The sequence below is a fragment of the Bacillus mycoides genome, assembly GCF_018742245.1.
In the GTDB taxonomy this organism is placed as follows: Bacteria; Bacillota; Bacilli; order Bacillales; family Bacillaceae_G; genus Bacillus_A; species Bacillus_A cereus_U.
Genome location: NZ_CP036132.1, coordinates 4,611,729 through 4,625,452 on the forward strand (window position 1 = coordinate 4,611,729; position 13,724 = coordinate 4,625,452).

Sequence of the window (13,724 nt, forward strand, 5' to 3'; positions counted from 1 at the left end):
GTCTCTCCTTCTATGCTAACGTTCTCACCTATCATACCACTCTTATATTAACCCCTTTTTCAAAAGAAAAAAACGCTTTACCCTAAAGCGTCCCATAACGTTCATTTTTTCTCTTTTATTTGATAAGAGCAACTACAATCGCCCACGCACATGTTCGTTAACGTTTTCACATTTGCACCTGTAAATAACCGCTTGTACATATCTTTTTCATCTTCACACACTTGCGGGAATTTCTCCGCTATTTCCTTTAACGGACAGTTTTGCTTTTCAAGTATGAAAGAACGTTCCCCATCTCTCTTTATTTGAACCATATAACCGTTTCTCTCTTGCATAGCAGCTATTTCTTGGACTTTATATGCTAAATTACTTTGATTACTTATCTTCTTTTGCAACTGCTCTTCCATTCGTTTCGTTCTCGCTTGTAAAACGTAACGAAGCATTTTTTCATCGCCCATTCGAGCTAAATCATCTAGTATTTCAATAGCAAACTGCTTATATTCTTTCGGGAATGTATCTTCTCCCTTTTGACTTAATCCATACAAATATGTTGGTCGTCCAACATGCTGCCTTAGCATCTTTGAATAAATTAGCTCATCTTTCTCAAGATTACTTAAATGCCTTCGAATTGCCATTTCCGTAATTTCTAAAGCTTCGGCTAATTCTGCTACAGTATGCTCGCCCTTTACCTTCAACAATTGTACAATCTCTTCTTTCGTCGTACGTGCTTTCCCCATAACTCGCCCTTCTCCCTTTTCTCATATACAATATAAGATCCCCAAAGGAATCCCCGGGGATCTTACAAGCACAATTATTCTGGTACAAATGCAGATACAGGCCCTAATTCCTTTTCTAAATAACTGTGAATATTCGCTGGGTATTTCTCTACCACGGCGATATGTTTTTGAATCGTCTTATATAATTCATCATGATTCATTTGAATATAATCTTGCGTAAGCATTTTTCGAAGAAGAATAATTTCTTTAATATGCGCTCCCTCTTCTCCACTTATAACTCTCTCGTCCATTAAAATATCAATAATATCTTCGTAACTTCCTGGATCGCGCATAATAAATCCATCAATCATCGCATTCCCTACATCTAATATACAATCGATAATAAGATGCGACATGCGCTCTAATGCGTAGAATTCAAACTCGGTTTCATATGTCTTTTTCTCTTGAAATGTATTTGTTGCTCGTTCTAAACATACTAGCATTTGTTCTATTTTCTTTCTGTCTACGAAGTACATGAATGTCACCTACCTGGAAATTAAAGCATTTACATTTTAATTGTAACGCTTTCTTCTGAAAAAATCGACAATTTTTCGAATTCACCTTTTCCTCGTTATTTGTTATAGTTATATTTGTATGATTTTTGAAATTGGAGGAATGCAACCTTGGAACGTGAACTCGCACTAGAAATTGTCCGTGTAACAGAAGCAGCAGCCTTAGCATCCGCACAGTGGATGGGCCGCGGAAAGAAAAACGAAGCAGATGATGCAGCAACTACAGCTATGCGTGATATGTTCGATTCAGTAAACATGGCAGGTACAGTTGTAATCGGTGAAGGAGAACTTGATGAAGCACCGATGTTGTATATTGGTGAAGAACTAGGAACAGGTAACGGTCCAGAAGTAGATATCGCCGTTGATCCATTAGAAGGTACAAACATCGTTGCGAAAGGCCTTGCAAATGCAATGGCAGTTATCGCAATCGCAGATAAAGGAAACCTTCTTCATGCTCCGGATATGTACATGGAAAAAATCGCGGTTGGTCCAAAAGCAGCTGGTAAAATTAGCTTAGATGATCCAATTGAAAAAACAATTGAAATTGTAGCAAAAGCAAACAATAAAAAAATTCGTGACCTAACGGTTATCGTGCAAGAACGTGAACGTCATCAAGAAATTATTGACCGTGTTCGTGCAAAAGGTGCACGCGTAAAATTATTTGGTGATGGCGATGTTGGTGCATCAATCGCTACAGCTTTACCTGGAACAGGTATCGACTTATTCGTAGGTGTAGGCGGAGCTCCAGAAGGTGTTATTTCTGCAGCAGCATTAAAATGCCTTGAAGGTGAAATGCAAGCTCGCTTAGTTCCAATGAACGAAGAAGAAGAAGCTCGTTGTCGTGAAATGGGATTAGAAGATCCTCGTCAACTTCTTATGTTAGATGACTTAGTATCTGGTGATGACGCAATCTTCTCAGCAACAGGTGTATCTGCTGGTGAGTTATTAGACGGCGTGAAATTCCTAGGTGGCGATTTAGCTGAAACATATTCTATCGTTATGCGTTACAAAACAAGAACGGTACGATTCATTAAAACGCATCACCATTTAGATCATAAACCACACTTAAACTTAGATATTTAATAAAGGAGCCATGTGTATGGAAGAACGTTTCTTTCTGTACGACGATACTGTCGCTACAAAAACTCGTTTCGTTAGCTTTCTGGGGGAAAATGAGCGTCATGATTTAGCGCTTCTATACTCCGATCGTCATTACGGTAAAACGATAGTCCTTGATATGCAGAGCAACAAATTTGCTATCATCGGTCCTGACGATTTAAACGAACCAGGCTACTTAGAGCATGCATTTTCTATGTCTGAAGAAAATGCAGAAGAATTACGCTCATTTTTATTTGAACTTATATAATTTATCTGGTGCACCAGCTATTTTAGCTGGTGTTTTTTTACAGATTGAATTTTGAATTTTCAATCTTATGTGTTATACTTATGAACAAATCTATTTGGATAGAAAGGACGTTATCTACGTATGCCAACATTCACTTTGTAATGGACCAGCAATTGGATAGCATTACTCTCAAAAAAGCACCGTGCTTTTTCAAGGGAGTAGTCTGCCCATTCCCATTACGAAGGAACGTAACGCATCTGTAGTATGATGTTTACGGAGGTTCCTCTTGGGGGAATCTCCTTTTATTTTTGTCTACTTCTCATGTCTTCATACTACAAGACATCCAAATAGCTGTATTACGTTCCTTTGCCACTAATATAAGAGGTGAAGGAAAATGCAGAAAGTACAACTTTCTTGGAGTTTATATGAAAACGAGTTATCCACAATCGAAAAATATTGTAAGAATTGCAGACGTACTACCCTTTTTACTGATACGAACATTCGCAGGCATAACGCAAATGGAAAAAACATATACCGATTTGCAATTTATAAATGTCCGAAAAATCATACGTGGAATCAAAAGCTCCACATTTATAAATCATTTACTGATCATGTCGAAACTGTCGATATGGATCAGCAAGAACAAACTGAAACAAACACGATTATTTCTATTACAGAGTATAAAGAAAGTGGTATAGAAGAAATAACAATAACATTAGAAATTGTTCTCGGATCTCACCGAATTGATAAAGCATTATCCACATATATTTCAGATTGGAGCCGCGCTGCCATTGTGGATAAAATTAAAAATGGTCGTATTCAGTTAAACGGACGACACCTGAAACCAAACACAACACTCACTGAAGGTGATTTCATCTCAATTTGTTTATAAAGGAGACGATTATGCTAAAAATAAGAAAAGGCACAATTGATTTATTGGACGAATTAGATGTGATGTATGCCGAATGTAAAGAAGCACTCTTACAGAACAAAATTTATCAATGGGATGATTCTTATCCGTCGCGAGACCATATTTCCTATCATTTAAAACAAGATGAACTGTATTGCCTGTTTGAGCATGATTCACTCGTTGGTGCTGTCGTGCTAAACGAGTGGCAATCTCCAGAATATGAACGAATTGATTGGTCAGAAACAGACGGACGCTTTCTTATCGTCCATTCTTTCGTCATCCATCCTTCCGCGCAAGGAAAAGGATATAGCAAAGTACTTTTATCCTTTTGGGAAAGCGAAGCAAGACGGATAGGCTGCAAAGGAATACGCCTAGATTGTTTTACAGGTAATCCGGTTTCATTAAGCCTATATGAAAAAAATAATTATATTTGCCGAGGTGCTGTTTACTTTGTAAGTAAACAGCCTCCTCATAATTGGTATAACTGCTATGAAAAAATCCTCTTACAATCGTAAGAGGATTTTTTTATTTCTTCACTTTTCGTAATACGAAGTGTGCACAACCGAAGTTACAGTACTCGTATAAATACTCTGATAAAGTACTAATTTTCGTATCATATGTCGAACGTTGATTACTATCATCAAAGAAACCGCGCAATCTAAGTTGCTCGTAACCCCAGTCTCCAACGATATAATCATATTTATTTAAAATTTCTGCATAGCGCTCTTTAAATGCTTCTTCACTAAAACCGTCACGAAAGTTTTTAATTACTTCGTACTGAACATTATTAACGCTCACCGTAGTATGAATCTCTTGCTTTTGCTCCATTATGAACTTCCTCTCTAAGCATTCTTCTTTTTATCGTATCACAAAGCATAACAACCAACAATTTCAAATACAAAAAATTGAAAATTAGTGCATGCTATGGAGAAGGAGGTGATACATCGTGAAAAAGCAAATTATCCTCTCTCTTCTCACTCTTTCCTTATTTGCAGGCTGCCAATCAACTAATAAAGCCGAAATGGAGCGTGAAGAAGGAAGTCGTGTTCTTGTTTCCAACAAAAACGACATGTATCATACGGAAAACACAAATACAAGGTTAACTAGAGTCGGTTATTCTTCTAAACAGAAGCATGAAGTATCTAACAAACAAGTAGGCGCTATTAACCGTGAGAAAGTCGCCGAAATGATTACGAGCATGACAGTCAAACTTCCTGACGTCACCAATGCCGCTACACTCGTTACCGACGACGAAGTGTTCGTTGTATACCGTGCCAACACAACGGACCCAAAACTCGTAACAGATCAAGTATATAAAACAGCTTTGTCCATCGTCCCTCGCTATTATAAAGCATATGTATCAACAAACCAAAAGTTGATTTCTCAAATTCAAGGTCTCCAATCTGGTAGCTTAAACGATAAAGAATATGAACAAAGTCTTGATATGTTAAAACGTGAAATGAGCAAAAATCCTCATTTGAACAATACGGGGGATCAAACTTTGAATAATATGATTAAAAAATAAAAAGGTGGAGAAAACCTCCACCTTTTTACTATTTCTTACGATCCGCATAAACCTCCATCGCATCACACATAAACTGCGCTAATCCCCCGCCAAACTTATCAATATTTTTCGTAAAGCGCTCATCAGCAACATACATTTGACCGAGTCCCTTAAATGCCTCTAATGAATATTCACCGAAGTTTTGCAAGTAATCGTACCATACCCCGATTGCTTCTTGCGCCTCTTTAGAATCAGGTGCCCCATTTCGGAGTGTCGCTAACTTTATATATATATTATTAAATTCCTCTTGTTTCTCTTTAGACATACCCTTCGCTGTTTTATTTGCTTTATCTACAGCCTCATCTCCCCATCTTTCACGTGCTTCTTCTTCATATGGGTTATGGCTGAAATCGAATCCTTCAAATTTCTCTTTATTCGTCATTTCAATCTCTCCTTTTGTATGCTGAATTGTTTTATTAATCGTCGCTATCACTTTATCCAATCTAGCCCGCTTTTCAAGAAGCATTTTCTTATGCAGCTGTAATGCCTCTTCACGGTCGAATGAAGGACTCATGATAATTTCCTTAATCTTCTTTAAAGGGAAGCCAAGCTCTTTAAAAAATAAAATTTGCTGCAACGTTTCTAAATTTTCATTGGAATACAGACGATATCCAGACTCTGTCATCTCATCTGGCGTTAACAACCCAATTTCATCGTAATGATGCAGTGTGCGCACACTAATTCCAACTAAATTAGCTACTTCTTTTACCCTCATTGTCATGCATATCTCCCCCTTAATACATACGATAAAGTATGACGCAACGTTAGAGTCAATAAGTAAATTCATTTTATTGCTAAAAGTTTCATCTCGCCTATATTTCATGCATAATAGATATGTACATATATTAGAAAGCGGTGAAAGTATGGTTTCAAATACTGTAATTGCCAGCATCATAATTCAACTCGTTGTTTCGGTTCTGATCCCAATTATTGTACTCGTTTATTTCCGTAAGAAATATAATATTAATTGGAAAATAGTTGGCGTTGGTGTCCTTATCTTTATCGGGTTTACCCAAATACTCGAAACACCATTCCAATTATTCATGCGTGGTAATCCAACAATAGGTCCAATTTTAGAAAACCCATTTATTTTCGCAATATATGGTGGGTTGACTGCTGGTATTTTTGAAGAACTAGGTCGTTTCGTTGCCTTTTACTACTTACTGAAAAAATATCGAGATTATACAGACGGTCTTGCGTACGGAATTGGACACGGCGGTATTGAATCGATTTTAGTCGGCGGATTCGCTGGGCTTCAAACTCTTACCTTTGCAACATCTATTAACAATGGTAGCTTCGCTCAAATGGTTGAACAATACCCACAGTTGAGCCATATCAAGGACTTGTTAATAGAGCAACCTGCCTATTTTTACTTACTTGGTAGCCTAGAAAGAATTATGGCATTAGTACTGCAAATTGCCTTCACAATGCTTGTCGTATACGCGGTAAAACAAAAGAAATACATTTTCCTCGTATACGCTATACTATTCCACGCACTTGTAGACTTTTTCGCAGCACTTTACCAAACAAAAATGATTAACATCTTTGTCGCAGAAGGAATTACTCTTCTCTTCGCGATTGGTGGTTTCATTCTTATTCGTAAAATGAAAGAGAAATTAGTGAGTACAGCCGAGTAAAAAATAAACCACCAAAATTGGTGGTTTATTTTTTATGTGGATTTTCGTAACAGTGATAACTTCGGCCACCTCGAAGTTCCTTCTTTGTTTCTGCATCTATAACTATATATTTATGCAACTCATCTACTTCATCTTGAGAAAAGGATCCCAAAAAATAAACTTGGCGATCTGGATGAACAAACGAATCTTGAATCACCACTCTACTACGACAGCCGACAGCTGTTTTTTGTCGGAAGGTAAATTCTGCATCTTGTACTTCTTTCCATAAAATTTTCTTTCGAACGCTATACGCCGCATTTTTGTATTCCTTATAGACCTTCTTATCTAACTGTTCATAAAATAGATCTTCATTCACAAACAATTTGTTTTGATTGCTCGGGTATTCTAATTTTTGATTAGATTGTGCATATGCTGTGGACAATTGTATGAGAAAACAAATACTGAATACAATGCATATCATTTTTTTCATAATTGCACCTCAAATTTTCATTTATCCACATTACTTTTCCACATACTTAGATCACTATGCCCTTTCCAAGAAAAAGGAATTTTTCCCACATTTGTCGAAGTATATATCGTCAACTTGAAAGATGGGGATGAAATATGAAGAAAATTATTGTAATCAGGCATTGTTCAGCAACTGGACAAGAGCGTAACGCCGAATTAACAAACATAGGAAGAGACCAATCAAACACCGTTGCTACATTCCTCATGGAAAATCATCTACAAATAGATCATATTATTTCAAGCCCATTTGTCCGAGCTATCGATTCTATTCGGCCATATGCCCTCCAAGCTAATTTATCTATTCAAGAAGATGAACGGTTAGCAGAACGCATATTAAGCACTGTTTCAATGGATGATTGGCTTCAAAAACTAGAATACACTTTTACCAATATAGATATTGCCTTTTCGGGCGGAGAGTCAACAAAACAAGCAACAGACCGTGCCATCTCACTTATTCAGGAAGTTTTAAAACTAGAGCATGACACAACATTACTCGTTACACACGGCAACTTACTCACATTAATTTTAAAGCACTTTGATCATACTATTGGCTTTGAAGAATGGAAAACTTTAACGAATCCTGATATTTATGAAATTACACTTGATGAACAATCTATCATACAACGATTATGGGAAGCGCCATCCAAGTAATATCCCTTTCCAATACATTCAGTTGACACTGCGAGAAGATATGCTAGGGCTGCAGTAAAACATAGAGAGGGGTATCATTCAATATGTACGAAGACGTACTTTCTTTACTACATAAAACAAATGCTTCTTATGAAAAGTTTGAACACGAGCCAGTACTTGACTATGAGACTGATCGCATCGTTCGTGAAAGACTCGGCTTACAAGGTACGCCAAGTAAAAGCCTATTTTTAAAATCAAAAGCCGGGGCGTATTACGTATTCTTTACGTTAGAGGGAACTCGCCTCAACCGAGGAGAGATGAAAGAAATAACAGGAGAAAGCTTATCTCTCTGTTCTCCTGATGAGCTCAGAGAAGAGACTGGTTGCACGCCAGGATGTGTAGCTCCTTTCGGTTATTCACAAGATGTAACGATTATTGTGGACAGTTCAATTTATACTTACAAGAAAGTTTTAATCACACCTGGTGTACCTGAATTTACAATTGAATTATCCACAGAGGAATTAAAAAGAATTTTATCAACGTGTCAAAATACTGTTTTAGAGTATAAAAAAAAGGAGAGCTAATATTAGCTCTCCTTTTTCATTATTTCGCTTCTGCTACTTTTTCTTTCGCAGAACGTACTTGCTCATCCGCATGATAAGAAGAACGTACAAGTGGACCAGCTTCACAGTGGCTAAATCCTTTGCTAAGTGCAATTTCTTTAAGCTCTGCAAATTCTGCTGGTGGGTAATATTTAAGAACTGGTAAATGCTTCTTAGATGGTTGTAGGTATTGTCCAAGAGTTAAAATATCCACATTGTTTGCACGTAAGTCATCCATTGCTTCAATTAAATCTTCTCTTGTTTCACCTAAGCCCACCATAATGCTCGATTTAGTTGGAATATCAGGCTGCATTTCTTTTGCTCGACGTAAAAACTCTAATGAACGGTCATACTTTGCTCTAGCGCGAACTCGGTTAGATAATCGACGTACTGTTTCAATGTTATGGTTCAAAATATCTGGTTTTGCATCCATTAACATTTTTAAGTTTTCTTCTACCCCAGCCATATCAGATGGTAATACTTCGATAGATGTGAATGGGTTTTTACGACGTACAGCACGTACTGTTTCAGCAAAAACAGCTGCTCCGCCGTCTTTTAAATCATCACGTGCAACCGCTGTTATAACAACGTGCTTTAAGCCCATTTGTACTACAGAATCTGCTACGCGTTCTGGCTCTTGTAAATCAAGCTCAGTTGGCAAGCCTGTTTTAACTGCACAAAAACGACAAGCACGTGTACAAACCGCACCTAAGATCATAAATGTTGCTGTTTTCCTTACAGCCCAGCATTCATGAATATTCGGACATTTCGCCTCTTCACAAACGGTATGAAGATTCTTAGAACGCATCATTTTCTTTAAGCCTGTATAGTTTTCATTCGTGTTTAACTTAATTTTCAACCATTCGGGCTTGCGCTTATACTCTGTTTGTTTTGTCATGGTTATCAACTCCGCACAATATGAAATAGTTTACCGTGTTCGCTTCTTTCAATGTAACATATCTATTCTAACGTATGAAAGCGATTTGCTCAAATGAAGATTCTAAGATTTTTTCCAATCGTTCCCTATAATGAAATACTCCGTATATCCCACACTAAAAAGAGTGATGTTGTGAAAGGAGTCTATTTCATGCTTCGAAAAATTTCTCTTTTGCTTTCGATTTGCTTTCTTCTCCACCAAAACATCGCTTACGGTGAAGATAATCAGCAAAGCATATATGAAAAGCGCATGGCACTATATAAAGAAACTGAGCAATCTTCAAGTATTCCATGGTATTACTTAGCTGCAATGGATCAATACGAAAGAAACATACGGAGCGTAAGAAAGGATATTCCGAAAAAACCAGATGCCATTATTTCCCTTTATTTCAAACCTGAAATATGGGCTGGACCTGTTAATAGTAATGATACTCTCCCCCATACGATTTCTCTATTTGGCGGAATGGGTTTAGATGGTGACAAAGATGGATTTGCAAATGCAAATACCGATCGTGATCTTCTGCATACAGCAGCAACTATTTTAAAGAAACAAGGAACGTCAGAAGAACGTATTAACATTATGCTTTGGGAATATTATAGACGTGCAAAAACAGTTGAATTGATTACAGAATACGCCCGAATTTATAAACATTATGGACGCATTAATTTAGAAGGAAATGCTTTTCCCCTCCCGATTCGCAGTGACCATAGCTATCGTAGTACTTTTGGTGCTGGTAGAAGTTTTGGCGGCAGGAGGATTCATGAAGGAACCGATATTTTTGCTGGATATGGCGTACCAGTACGATCAACTTGCTATGGCGTTATTGAAACAAAAGGATGGAATCGTCTTGGTGGATGGCGCATTGGTATTCGTGACCTTCATAATAATTACCACTATTACGCTCATTTAGGCGGGTTCTCTAAAGAAATACAGCTCGGACAAATTGTCGAACCAGGAAAAGTAATCGGATTTGTCGGTAGTACTGGTTATGGTCCTCCTGGTACAGCTGGAAAGTTCCCGCCTCACTTACATTTCGGCATGTATAAAGACAATGGCTATACCGAATGGGCTTTCGATCCATACATGCATTTAAGCCTTTGGGAACGAAAAGAACGAGCAAATACAAAACGATAACCGTAGCGAATTGCTACGGTTATTTTTTATCCCGCTATTTGTGGGCAGTAAGACCCCTACCTCAAAATTCAGCGAAAGCAAAGAAGTTCGGTGGGGGCCTTACTGCCCGTAAAAGCCCGATTGGTGAAGGCTAATAATCAGTGGGGGACGAAGCCCCCCACTGATTAAAGTTTCACTTTATATTCACTAACTATCCGTTTTCTTTTTATCTGGTACAACAACCCTGCCACTTCCGTAATAAGTAGGCACTTCACCTTGAACGATGCGCGTCGCAATCGGAATGTTTTGCTTCACCTTAATTTCTTTCGTGCGTAACGGAATCATAACTTGTAAAGTCACTTCCACTTCCATAATAATTTTGATCGCTGTATTATTAATTCCTTGTGGCTCAACTAATTGTTTAATATCCGTATTCACATGACCAATTGGCGTAAAATTAATCGGAATATCCGGTCCTATATTACCAAGAAGCGCATTATCGGTTATGCGCCCAAAAGGAACTGACATAGATACCCCATTCTCTTCGAAAATACCAAGTGCTTTCGTATCCCCTTTTTCTACTTGTTGTAAATATTTCTCTATGTATGCAGTAGTCGATGTTAATATTTCGTTTACTTGTTTTGTATTTAAATCAATTGTAGATACTTTCCCGTTCTTATCCGTTTGTACTTTCATTAATGAATCTACATCAAACCCTTCATTAATTCGGTCTTTTACCGCTTTCGTCATAACTGCTGTTGCCATTTTATGCGTCTCTGTTTCCCCATACTTAATTAACGTTGGCTGAATACTTTTATTTACAATCCATAATCCTTGAACTACCATTACGATAAAAATGATAAACGAAATAAGCAGTATATACCGAAAGGAAATCGGTCCCCTTCGAAACCGCGAATTTTTCGAACGAAATATGCTCATAAGAAAACCCTCCTTCTTATATTATTTCTATGCAAGAAGGAGGGACGATATATGCTTATCTCATTTTTAATAGTGCATCTTTTCCGATTGTGCCTACCGGAATGCCTAAAGCTTCGGCTTCAATCGTTACTGATTCCAGCGGTGCTTCAAGAAGTTGTTCAATCGTTCTTACACCAACCGCACGGCCAGCAATAATTCCTCGATCGCCTAACTTCTCATTTAAAAGACCTACATCTAGAGCACCGCACATAATATATCCTTTATCGCTCATTACAGCTAGCAAATTTGTCTTCGGAAGTTTTACGCTAACAGCAATGAACGTATAGTTATCAATTATAATTGGCTCTACATTAACCATAGTTCACACTCCTCTCTTTCTTATCTTTATGACAAGAGAAAAATGAGTGTTACAAGTTAACTAGCCTATAGTTTGACTGAAGATGTATAAGTTATCAACATGTCTGTTAGTACATCTCTAAGTAATTCTGGCATATAATATTGTTTGTCAGAAAGTGTGGATAGCTCTGGGTATAAGTATCCGAATGTAAACATATCAATCGTTCCTACCGTATATATACGGTCTAATTCCAGCGATTCGCCGTTAATCAATACATCTTCTAGTAAAATTTTATTCCCTGGAATCGTATCTGGAATCACTTCCAACCCATCGTAAATCATTTTCCCCATTACTTTTCCGCGAAATCCGAATCCTTTCACCTCAAGATTCTCCATATTCGGGCGGCGCGCTTTCAAAATAACTTCTCTTAACGTTTTCCCTGGTACTTTTAATAGACATGGATTAATTGGATGTGGACAAATTCGATGAATATCTCCGCGCGTCACAACACCTTCATTTAATCCCTCAAGAAGTACACCAGCGTTCACCATCCCAACATCCGCATTACACCACTCTTTAAGTGCACTTGCCAACATATGAGAAAACATCGTCTCCTTAAACCAATCAACCGGCAATGATTCTTTTAAATGAACGACAGGCTCAGCCATTATCTGTTTACTTTCTTCCTTTAGCATTTCAATTGTGGATAACGGCTCGCTATAAGCACCTAACCGTTCTGTCTTAATCGCTCTACCGTCTTTTTTCAACAGTCTCTTCGTCTCTTTATCCACAGTAAGCTGAACGTGACCGACGTAATGCCCCCACTTTTCACAACAGCAAAGCAAAGTATTATCCACAAGAACACCGCGCTCAAATAAATGATGCGTATGTGCCCCTAAAATAACATCAATATCATAATGCTCCGCCATATACTCATCCATACTTTTTCCAAGATGAGAAAGCACAACCGTAATGTGAGCTGTATCCTTTACTTCTTCTAAAATAGATTCTAAATGGATGATTGGATCTTCAATATGCCAATCGAGCATTTCATAAAACTCTGGATAAGCTACCGTTAATCCAATAAAGGCAATCGTAATCCCATCTGTCGTTGTATGTAATTTATAAGGCTGCGCCCACGCCGGACGTACACCTTCTTTTTCAAATAAATTCGCTACGAGCACCTCAAACCCAGCATCATCATATAGACGATTCAAATGCTCCTTCGCCAATGTAATTCCTTCATTATTTCCGATCGTTACATAATCATATAACGCCTCATTTAAAAGCTTCGTATTCCCAAGTCCATTTGTCGCTTCCGAAATACTATGAAAACGATCCACATGATCGCCAATATCCACAGTTAAAACAGTCTCTCCCGCTTCCTGTCTTCGCTTTTTCTCCCCTAGTACAAACCGAGAAATTTGCGGCCAATTTTCAAAATGACTATGTATATCGTTTGTATGATAAAGGTGGATGATCGTTTCTTTATTTATATTCAGAGAAAAAACCTCCTCTCAGTTCCTTACTGCCATTTACGCTACACGTACGCAATAATCCTGTAAATACTTTTCGTCTTTTCTTGCTATTTTACATTGTACTCGCATTATAAGAAAAAGCCAAAGATTGCCCTTTCAATATGGAATTTTTTACATTATCATCTATGTAAGGAGGTGTTCTCTATTAATCGATATAGCTTTCTCTCACTATGGTTCTCATTAGCAGGAGGCATTTTATTTATTGCTTCTGTACTTTACTTGCCTAATTTATTTCTATTTATTAGCGTTCCACTCGTTATTCTCGGCCTCATATTCAGCATGATTGCCATAGCCAAAAACGAAACAAGTAAATTAAGATTTGTCGGTATCTTTCTCTTACTTATATTAGTTATTTTTATATTAGTATGCGTGCCTTTTAT

Annotated in this window: 18 protein-coding genes; 9 read left to right on the forward strand and 9 right to left on the reverse strand. The window is 37.6% G+C overall.

Annotated features, from left to right (window positions below; genetic code table 11):
* Window positions 1–101 precede the first annotated feature (101 nt).
* Complete coding sequence (locus EXW56_RS23795; protein ID WP_002198958.1) at window positions 102–734, reverse strand: helix-turn-helix transcriptional regulator; 633 nt, start codon at window positions 732–734, stop codon at window positions 102–104.
* Between the two features lie 74 nt (window positions 735–808).
* Window positions 809–1,249, reverse strand: coding sequence for a DUF86 domain-containing protein (locus EXW56_RS23800; protein ID WP_215557656.1), 441 nt, complete (start codon window positions 1,247–1,249; stop codon window positions 809–811).
* A 147-nt stretch (window positions 1,250–1,396) separates the two neighbouring features.
* Between EXW56_RS23800 and glpX the strand changes: the two genes are divergently transcribed.
* From glpX to EXW56_RS23820, 4 genes are all read left to right on the forward strand, one after another.
* Window positions 1,397–2,368, forward strand: a complete 972-nt coding sequence (gene glpX, locus EXW56_RS23805) for a class II fructose-bisphosphatase (RefSeq protein WP_215557657.1) — start codon at window positions 1,397–1,399, stop codon at window positions 2,366–2,368.
* Between the two features lie 16 nt (window positions 2,369–2,384).
* Entirely contained in the window at window positions 2,385–2,651 is a 267-nt protein-coding gene (locus EXW56_RS23810) for a DUF3055 domain-containing protein (RefSeq protein WP_002112635.1), read from the forward strand.
* Between the two features lie 373 nt (window positions 2,652–3,024).
* Window positions 3,025–3,522, forward strand: coding sequence for a hypothetical protein (locus EXW56_RS23815; protein WP_002198957.1), 498 nt, complete (start codon window positions 3,025–3,027; stop codon window positions 3,520–3,522).
* An 11-nt stretch (window positions 3,523–3,533) separates the two neighbouring features.
* Window positions 3,534–4,055, forward strand: coding sequence for a GNAT family N-acetyltransferase (locus tag EXW56_RS23820; protein WP_002198956.1), 522 nt, complete (start codon window positions 3,534–3,536; stop codon window positions 4,053–4,055).
* A gap of 10 nt (window positions 4,056–4,065) precedes the next feature.
* Here EXW56_RS23820 and EXW56_RS23825 read toward each other — a convergent pair whose 3' ends face one another.
* The gene (locus tag EXW56_RS23825) at window positions 4,066–4,368 is read right to left on the reverse strand and encodes a YutD family protein (protein WP_000435944.1); all 303 of its coding nucleotides are present in this window, start codon (window positions 4,366–4,368) and stop codon (window positions 4,066–4,068) included.
* Between the two features lie 118 nt (window positions 4,369–4,486).
* Between EXW56_RS23825 and EXW56_RS23830 the strand changes: the two genes are divergently transcribed.
* Window positions 4,487–5,065, forward strand: a complete 579-nt coding sequence (locus EXW56_RS23830; RefSeq protein ID WP_002112644.1) for a YhcN/YlaJ family sporulation lipoprotein — start codon at window positions 4,487–4,489, stop codon at window positions 5,063–5,065.
* A 28-nt stretch (window positions 5,066–5,093) separates the two neighbouring features.
* Here EXW56_RS23830 and EXW56_RS23835 read toward each other — a convergent pair whose 3' ends face one another.
* The gene (locus tag EXW56_RS23835; protein WP_215597016.1) at window positions 5,094–5,825 is read right to left on the reverse strand and encodes a MerR family transcriptional regulator; all 732 of its coding nucleotides are present in this window, start codon (window positions 5,823–5,825) and stop codon (window positions 5,094–5,096) included.
* Between the two features lie 100 nt (window positions 5,826–5,925).
* Between EXW56_RS23835 and EXW56_RS23840 the strand changes: the two genes are divergently transcribed.
* On the forward strand, window positions 5,926–6,741 hold the full coding sequence (locus tag EXW56_RS23840; protein ID WP_215597590.1) for a YhfC family intramembrane metalloprotease: 816 nt from the start codon (window positions 5,926–5,928) through the stop codon (window positions 6,739–6,741).
* 25 nt (window positions 6,742–6,766) lie between these two features.
* On the opposite strand, the gene EXW56_RS23845 is transcribed toward EXW56_RS23840, so the two are convergent.
* Window positions 6,767–7,210, reverse strand: a complete 444-nt coding sequence (locus EXW56_RS23845; protein WP_215597017.1) for a hypothetical protein — start codon at window positions 7,208–7,210, stop codon at window positions 6,767–6,769.
* Between the two features lie 134 nt (window positions 7,211–7,344).
* On the opposite strand from EXW56_RS23845, the gene EXW56_RS23850 reads away from it, so the two are divergent.
* Complete coding sequence (locus EXW56_RS23850; RefSeq protein WP_002198952.1) at window positions 7,345–7,899, forward strand: histidine phosphatase family protein; 555 nt, start codon at window positions 7,345–7,347, stop codon at window positions 7,897–7,899.
* Between the two features lie 83 nt (window positions 7,900–7,982).
* Window positions 7,983–8,462: a YbaK/EbsC family protein gene (locus tag EXW56_RS23855; protein WP_002160000.1), complete on the forward strand. Its 480-nt coding sequence runs from the start codon at window positions 7,983–7,985 to the stop codon at window positions 8,460–8,462.
* 19 nt (window positions 8,463–8,481) lie between these two features.
* Here EXW56_RS23855 and lipA read toward each other — a convergent pair whose 3' ends face one another.
* A complete protein-coding gene (gene lipA / locus EXW56_RS23860) occupies window positions 8,482–9,378 on the reverse strand; it encodes a lipoyl synthase (protein WP_002112653.1) in 897 nt (298 codons plus the stop codon).
* A 189-nt stretch (window positions 9,379–9,567) separates the two neighbouring features.
* Here lipA and EXW56_RS23865 point away from each other — a divergent pair, with 189 nt between their 5' ends.
* Window positions 9,568–10,551, forward strand: a complete 984-nt coding sequence (locus EXW56_RS23865; RefSeq protein ID WP_215597018.1) for a M23 family metallopeptidase — start codon at window positions 9,568–9,570, stop codon at window positions 10,549–10,551.
* Window positions 10,552–10,737: 186 nt separating this feature from the next.
* Here the strand turns inward: EXW56_RS23865 and yunB are convergent, their stop codons facing one another.
* The 3 genes from yunB to EXW56_RS23880 form a co-directional block, all read right to left on the reverse strand.
* Window positions 10,738–11,469 carry a sporulation protein YunB gene (yunB, locus tag EXW56_RS23870; protein ID WP_215597019.1) on the reverse strand — a complete coding sequence of 244 codons (732 nt, stop codon included), beginning with the start codon at window positions 11,467–11,469 and terminating at the stop codon, window positions 10,738–10,740.
* Between the two features lie 55 nt (window positions 11,470–11,524).
* The gene (locus EXW56_RS23875) at window positions 11,525–11,827 is read right to left on the reverse strand and encodes a YunC family protein (protein WP_002112658.1); all 303 of its coding nucleotides are present in this window, start codon (window positions 11,825–11,827) and stop codon (window positions 11,525–11,527) included.
* 65 nt (window positions 11,828–11,892) lie between these two features.
* Window positions 11,893–13,308 (reverse strand): bifunctional metallophosphatase/5'-nucleotidase, encoded by a 1,416-nt coding sequence (locus tag EXW56_RS23880; RefSeq protein WP_206772519.1) that lies wholly within the window; start codon window positions 13,306–13,308, stop codon window positions 11,893–11,895.
* Window positions 13,309–13,724 lie beyond the last annotated feature (416 nt).

Coding starts and splice junctions, on each gene's coding strand:
- EXW56_RS23825 (WP_000435944.1), bottom strand. CDS start 4,368: ATGGAGCAAAAGCAAGAGATTCATACTACGGTGAGCGTTAATAATGTT.
- EXW56_RS23800 (WP_215557656.1), bottom strand. CDS start 1,249: ATGTACTTCGTAGACAGAAAGAAAATAGAACAAATGCTAGTATGTTTA.
- EXW56_RS23855 (WP_002160000.1), top strand. CDS start 7,983: ATGTACGAAGACGTACTTTCTTTACTACATAAAACAAATGCTTCTTAT.
- EXW56_RS23810 (WP_002112635.1), top strand. CDS start 2,385: ATGGAAGAACGTTTCTTTCTGTACGACGATACTGTCGCTACAAAAACT.
- EXW56_RS23820 (WP_002198956.1), top strand. CDS start 3,534: ATGCTAAAAATAAGAAAAGGCACAATTGATTTATTGGACGAATTAGAT.
- EXW56_RS23865 (WP_215597018.1), top strand. CDS start 9,568: ATGCTTCGAAAAATTTCTCTTTTGCTTTCGATTTGCTTTCTTCTCCAC.
- EXW56_RS23845 (WP_215597017.1), bottom strand. CDS start 7,210: ATGAAAAAAATGATATGCATTGTATTCAGTATTTGTTTTCTCATACAA.
- EXW56_RS23840 (WP_215597590.1), top strand. CDS start 5,926: ATGCATAATAGATATGTACATATATTAGAAAGCGGTGAAAGTATGGTT.
- EXW56_RS23815 (WP_002198957.1), top strand. CDS start 3,025: ATGCAGAAAGTACAACTTTCTTGGAGTTTATATGAAAACGAGTTATCC.
- EXW56_RS23795 (WP_002198958.1), bottom strand. CDS start 734: ATGGGGAAAGCACGTACGACGAAAGAAGAGATTGTACAATTGTTGAAG.
- EXW56_RS23875 (WP_002112658.1), bottom strand. CDS start 11,827: ATGGTTAATGTAGAGCCAATTATAATTGATAACTATACGTTCATTGCT.
- lipA (WP_002112653.1), bottom strand. CDS start 9,378: ATGACAAAACAAACAGAGTATAAGCGCAAGCCCGAATGGTTGAAAATT.
- EXW56_RS23835 (WP_215597016.1), bottom strand. CDS start 5,825: ATGACAATGAGGGTAAAAGAAGTAGCTAATTTAGTTGGAATTAGTGTG.
- yunB (WP_215597019.1), bottom strand. CDS start 11,469: ATGAGCATATTTCGTTCGAAAAATTCGCGGTTTCGAAGGGGACCGATT.
- EXW56_RS23850 (WP_002198952.1), top strand. CDS start 7,345: ATGAAGAAAATTATTGTAATCAGGCATTGTTCAGCAACTGGACAAGAG.